Source organism: Noviherbaspirillum sp., from assembly GCF_035944575.1.
Taxonomy (GTDB): domain Bacteria; phylum Pseudomonadota; class Gammaproteobacteria; order Burkholderiales; family Burkholderiaceae_D; genus Noviherbaspirillum.
This window is the reverse complement of record NZ_DASZBA010000076.1, coordinates 1-6066: the sequence shown is the minus strand read 5'-3', so window position 1 is coordinate 6066 and position 6066 is coordinate 1. Positions and strand designations below refer to the sequence as shown.

5 protein-coding genes are annotated in these 6066 nt (G+C 54.3%); 2 read left to right on the top strand and 3 right to left on the bottom strand.

The features are described 5' to 3' along the window. The 3 genes from pheA to gyrA form a co-directional block, all read right to left on the bottom strand. Positions 1-398: chorismate mutase (gene pheA, locus VGU61_RS04300; protein ID WP_326857864.1), on the bottom strand; the 398-nt coding region annotated here is incomplete at its 3' end. A 30-nt stretch (positions 399-428) separates the two neighbouring features. Further along, positions 429-1532, bottom strand: a complete 1104-nt coding sequence (gene serC / locus VGU61_RS04295) for a 3-phosphoserine/phosphohydroxythreonine transaminase (RefSeq protein WP_326857863.1) — start codon at positions 1530-1532, stop codon at positions 429-431. After that, positions 1529-4141, bottom strand: coding sequence for a DNA gyrase subunit A (gene gyrA / locus VGU61_RS04290; protein WP_326857862.1), 2613 nt, complete (start codon positions 4139-4141; stop codon positions 1529-1531). The genes serC and gyrA overlap by 4 nt, the downstream gene beginning before the upstream one ends. Before the next feature lie 744 nt (positions 4142-4885). On the opposite strand from gyrA, the gene ompA reads away from it, so the two are divergent. Further along, positions 4886-5536, top strand: a complete 651-nt coding sequence (gene ompA / locus VGU61_RS04285; RefSeq protein ID WP_326857861.1) for an outer membrane protein OmpA — start codon at positions 4886-4888, stop codon at positions 5534-5536. A gap of 103 nt (positions 5537-5639) precedes the next feature. Next, positions 5640-6066: bifunctional 2-polyprenyl-6-hydroxyphenol methylase/3-demethylubiquinol 3-O-methyltransferase UbiG (gene ubiG / locus VGU61_RS04280; RefSeq protein WP_326857865.1), on the top strand; the 427-nt coding region annotated here is incomplete at its 3' end.

Sequence of the window (6066 nt, the reverse complement as noted above, 5' to 3'; positions counted from 1 at the left end):
GCGGTGCCCGCTTCCGCAGCACGAAACACTTCGTCGATGGACGCGCATGGCATCCCCTCGACGGCATGACCGAACTGCTGATAGACGGCCTGCTCGCTGAACGTCCCGACCGGTCCGAGATAGGCGACCGTCACACGCCGTTCCAATGCGCGGCATGCGGACATGATTTCACGGAAGATGGTCTGCACATCACCGCTTTGCAGAGGACCGGGATTCCGTGCTGCCACGCTGCCGAGCACCTGTGCTTCGCGTTCGGGGCGGAATACCGGGGCATTGGTTTCGGCCTTGACATGGCCGACTTGCTGGGCGACACGGGCGCGCTGGTTTAGCAGATCCAGAATTTGCGCATCGATTGCATCGATCTGCTCGCGCAAGGGTTTGAGTTTATCGTCGCTCATACACTTAACAGGCAATGGAACGGGAGGCTTTCAGCCGTATTTTTTCTCGAAGTCCTTGAGATAGCCGATCAGCGCCTGCACGCCTTCCACCGGCATCGCATTGTAGATGGACGCGCGCATGCCGCCGACCGATTTGTGGCCCTTCAACTGCAATAACTGCCGCTCTTTCGCGCCGGCGAGGAAGGTATCGTTGAGTGATTCATCCGACAGAAAGAACGGCACGTTCATCCGCGAACGAGAATCTCGCGCCACGTTGTTGCGGTAAAAGTCGGTCGAGTCGAAATAATCATAGAGCAATGCCGCTTTGGCGATGTTCCGTTGCTCCATTGCCGCCACACCACCCTGTTTCTTCAGCCATTGGAAAACCAGGCCGGCAACATAGATCGCGTAAGTGGGAGGCGTGTTGTACATGGAGTTATTGTCCGCCACCAGTTTCCAGTCAAAAGCGGACGGACATATCGGCAGTGCATGACCGATCAGATCATCGCGCACGATGACGAGTGTCACGCCTGCAGGCCCGATGTTTTTCTGCGCACCGCCAAAGATAACGCCGTACTTCGATACATCGATGGCCCGTGACAGGATATGCGAGGACATATCGGCAACGAGCGGAGCATTGCCCGTGTCGTCAGCCACATCCGGAGTGAACTGGAATTCGACCCCGTCTATCGTCTCGTTGGTGCAAATGTGCACATACGCCGCATCCTTTGATAACTTCCAGGTTTCGCGCGGCGGAATGGCAGTAAATTTTTGGTCTTCTGATGAGGCAGCGACGTTGACGTTGCAGTACTTCTTCGCTTCCTTGATGGACTTGCCCGACCATGATCCGGTGTGGATGAAATCCACTACAGCAGGCTGTGTCTTCCGGCCCACCAGATTCAGCGGCACGATGGCGTTTTCACCAATGCCGCCGCCCTGCAGGAATAGCACATGGTAATTATCGGGGATCGCCAGCAGCTCGCGCACATCGCTTACCGCTGCTTCGTAAATCGAAATGAACTCTTTTCCCCGATGGCTCATTTCCATTACTGACATGCCGCTGCCGTGCCAGTCGAGCATCTCCTCGGCAGCCTGACGCAGCACTTCCTGCGGCAGCACTGCCGGACCGGCGGAAAAGTTATACACGCGGGTCATTCTTCCTCCGCGCCACCGGCGTCTTCTTCCACATCCGACTCGACAATACGCTGCAAGCCGGAGAGCTTGGTACCGTCTTCGACCGCGATCAGCGTAACGCCCTGGGTTGCGCGGCCCATCTCGCGGATCTCTGCAACCCGGGTGCGGATGAGCACACCGCCGGTCGTGATCAGCATGATTTCGTCGCTGGGCTCAACCAGGGTCGCGGCAACCACCTTGCCGTTGCGCTCGCTGGTCTGGATTGCAATCATGCCCTTGGTGCCACGGCCATGACGGGTATATTCGGTAATCGGCGTGCGTTTTCCGAAGCCGTTCTCGGTGGCCGTGAGGACCGACTGCTGCTCGTTCTCCGCCACCAGCAAAGCGATCACTTGCTGGCCTTCTTCAAGATTCATTCCCCGTACGCCGCGCGCAGTCCGCCCCATGGGACGCACATCGTTTTCATCGAAGCGCACAGCCTTGCCGGAATCCGAGAACAGCATGACATCGTGCTTGCCGTCGGTCAGTGCGGCACCGATCAGGAAATCGCCCTCGTCGAGGTCCACGGCGATGATTCCGGCCTTGCGGGGATTGCTGAATTCCGTCAACGGCGTCTTTTTCACTGTGCCGAGGCTGGTGCACATGAAGATGTAGTGATCTTCCGGGAATGTGCGGTTCTCGCCTGACAGCGGCAACACGACAGTAATCTTTTCGCCGTCCTGCAGCGGGAACATGTTGACGATCGGCTTGCCTCGCGAGGCGCGGGACCCTTGCGGAACTTCCCAGACCTTGAGCCAGTACATCCGCCCCCGGTTTGAGAAGCAGAGAATGTAATCGTGAGTATTGGCGATGAAGAGCTGGTCGATCCAGTCGTCATCCTTCGTCGCCATCGCCTGCTTGCCACGGCCTCCGCGCTTCTGTGCGCGATATTCCGAAACGGGCTGGGATTTCATGTAGCCGGTGTGCGACAAGGTGACCACCATGTCCTGCGGCGTGATCAGATCTTCCGTACCCAGGTCCGTGGCATTCAATTCGATCTGGGAACGGCGGACATCCTTGCCGCCGTCGCCATACTCATTCTTGGCAGCCGTCAATTCGTCGGTAATGATGGTCGTCACACGCTCGGGACGCGCGAGGATATCGAGCAGATCGGCGATTTCCGCCATCACATCCTTGTACTCATTGACGATCTTGTCCTGCTCCAGTCCGGTCAGACGCTGCAAGCGCATCTGCAGAATTTCCTGGGCCTGGTCATCGGACAACTTATACAAACCGTCGCTTTGAATGCCATAGTGCTTCGGCAGGCTCTCGGGCCGGAAAGCGTCAATGCCTCCGGCATTCTCGGCGCCTGTCCGTGCAAGCATTTCCCTGACAAGCGATGAATCCCACGCGCGGGTCATCAACTCGGCCTTCGCAATCGGCGGCGTCGGCGCTGCTTTGATGATGGCGATGAAATCGTCGATATTGGCAAGCGCAACCGCCAGACCTTCCAGGACGTGGCCTCGCTCGCGCGCCTTGCGCAGTTCGAAAACCGTGCGTCGCGTAACGACTTCCCGGCGATGCGACAGGAAGCATTCCAGCATCTGCTTCAGATTGAGCAGCTTCGGCTGACCGTCGACCAGAGCGACCATGTTCATGCCGAAGGTATCCTGCAACTGGGTCTGCTTGTACAGATTGTTCAGCACCACCTCAGGCACTTCGCCGCGCTTCAACTCGATGACAACGCGCATACCGGATTTGTCGGACTCGTCGCGGATATCCGAAATACCTTCCAGCTTCTTGTCGCGCACCAGTTCCGCGATCCGCTCCAGCAACGACTTCTTGTTTACCTGGTAAGGCAATTCATCGATGATGATGGCCGGACGATTTTCCTTGCCGAATTCCTCGAAGTGGGTTTTCGCCCGCATAACGACACGGCCGCGCCCGGTGCGGTACCCGTCGCGCACACCCGACACGCCATAAATAATTCCGGCCGTCGGGAAATCGGGTGCAGGAATGAGTTCGATGAGTTCATCCACCGAACATTCAGGGCTGCGCAGCACATGCAAAGCGCCGTTGATCACCTCGGTAATGTTATGCGGCGGAATATTCGTCGCCATGCCGACCGCGATACCGGATGAACCGTTGATCAACAGGTTCGGGATGCGGGTCGGGAGTACTGAAGGTTCCTTTTCCTTGCCATCATAATTGGGAACGAAATCGACGGTGTCTTTCTCGATATCGGCAAGAATTTCACTGGCAATCTTGTCCAGCCGGCACTCGGTGTAGCGCATCGCTGCAGCGTTGTCGCCATCTACCGAGCCGAAATTCCCTTGCCCGTCCACCAGTGTGTAACGCAGCGAAAAATCCTGCGCCATCCGCACAAGGGTGTCATAGATTGACTGGTCGCCATGAGGGTGATATTTACCCATCACCTCACCTACCACGCGCGCGCACTTCACATAGGGGCGATTCCAGACATTGTTCATTTCATGCATCGCGAATAACACGCGGCGATGCACCGGCTTAAGGCCGTCTCGAACATCCGGCAATGCGCGTCCGACGATTACGCTCATTGCGTAATCGAGATAACTCTTGCGCATCTCCTCTTCAAGAGAAATGGGGATTGTTTCTTTGGCGAATTGATCCATTACGAGTCGGTCTTCTAGAGCGGATGTGGGCTGGAGGTTGATGTGCAAACAATCAGCGACTGAGGCACATCAAACATTGGATTTTAGCATGCGACCGCCTATGACCCACTGCTTTTGAGGCTTGAAAGGCCAGCCCAACTCGAACATGATCCCCTCAATTTTGCGGTGAAATTCGCATAGGCCTGATGATGGCAGAAGAATATTTTAATTACAAAAATGCAACTATTAAAGTTGCCATATTCTTCTATACAACATAATTCTTCTTATTGAATTTTTCGATGAATTGCAAAAATGTAAATTCATTCCTGAAATTAATGAGACCTAAAATTGGCATTAATCAACTAAAACTCATTAAATAGCACATTCAAAAACTTGCGCATGGTAAACTTGTTATTGCTTTGCATAAACTCGGCAGGTCTGTTTTGAGGCTGGTGACTTTCCAAAGAAATAACTACTTGCCCATGAAAATCCTGCAGATTTGCAGGATTTTTTTTGCAAAATCCATATGTTTTCACCCATTCGTTGGATTCATACAACGGATATGCAAAAAGCGGGGTAACTCCAAATGGCCGCATTCGCTCTATATCAAGCATATGGCAAAATGGAGTTAACTAAAGATCATTGCATGCGAACAACGTTATAAACTGATGATCTAATAGCATATGGTAGTATCGGTTCGTTTTATAAATGTTGTCTATTTGTTGCGCAGTTCATCTGCGGATATCTCCAACCAAGAGGAAAAATATGAATAATTTAGCAAAACTCGTCTTTGCTGCGTCCGCAGTCGTATCGTTCTCTGCATCAGCACAGCAAGACATCAAAGCCGCATCCCCTGTCAGCGCATATGTGCAAGACAGCCGCGGCATCGTCGTTCGTGATCCGTTCGGTCTCTGCTGGCGTACAGGTTACTGGACACCTGCTGACGCAGTTCCAGGATGCGATGGCGAACTCGTCAAGCCAGTGGCTGCGCCGACACCAGCACCCGCTCCGGCACCCGCTCCGGCACCTGCTCCGGCACCTGCTCCGGTTGCACCGATTTCCGAAAAAGTCACATTTGCAGCCGACACATTCTTTGACTTCGACAAGGCTGTTCTGAAGGCAGACGGCAAAGCGAAGCTTGACGATCTCGCAGGCAAGCTCAAAGGCATGAATCTGGAAGTCATCATCGCTGTCGGTCACACCGATTCGATCGGCAGTGACACATACAATCAGAAGTTGTCTGTTCGTCGCGCTGAAGCTGTCAAAGCCTACATGGTTTCGAAGGGCATTGAAGCTAACCGCGTCTACACCGAAGGCAAAGGCGAGAAGCAACCAGTTGCTTCCAACCGCACTTCCGATGGCCGCGCGAAGAACCGTCGCGTTGAAATCGAAGTTGTCGGCACTCGTACACGGTAATTCAACTGTTTGAATTCCAACCCCGCTTCGGCGGGGTTTTTTTATGCCTGCCGCAATCGTTTCAAACCAGCTTAATTTTCGTATTCCCGTTATGATCCACAGTATGAATGCCGACCCGTTAGAACTGAAAAAATTTAGTGATCTTGCACACCGTTGGTGGGATCCGACATCAGAGTTTCGTCCGCTGCATGAGATCAATCCGCTGCGGCTGGAGTGGATCAATGCGAAGGCTCCGCTCGCCGGCAAGACCGTAGTGGATGTGGGCTGCGGCGGCGGCATACTGGCGGAATCCATGGCGCGGAAAGGCGCCAAAGTGACCGGCATCGACCTGTCCGAGAAAGCACTGAAGGTCGCGGATCTTCATAGCTTGGAATCGGGAATTGAAGTGAATTACGAATTGATTTCCGCAGAAAAACTTGCAGAAAGAGAACCTGCCCGGTATGACGTGGTGACGTGCATGGAAATGCTTGAGCACGTTCCCGATCCGGCAGCAGTGGTACAAGCATGCGCGACGCTCGTCAGACCCGGGG

Bases quoted from the DNA above. Each gene is read 5' to 3' on its own strand.
- serC (WP_326857863.1), bottom strand. From the start codon at position 1,532: ATGACCCGCGTGTATAACTTTTCCGCCGGTCCGGCAGTGCTGCCGCAG.
- ompA (WP_326857861.1), top strand. From the start codon at position 4,886: ATGAATAATTTAGCAAAACTCGTCTTTGCTGCGTCCGCAGTCGTATCG.
- gyrA (WP_326857862.1), bottom strand. From the start codon at position 4,141: ATGGATCAATTCGCCAAAGAAACAATCCCCATTTCTCTTGAAGAGGAG.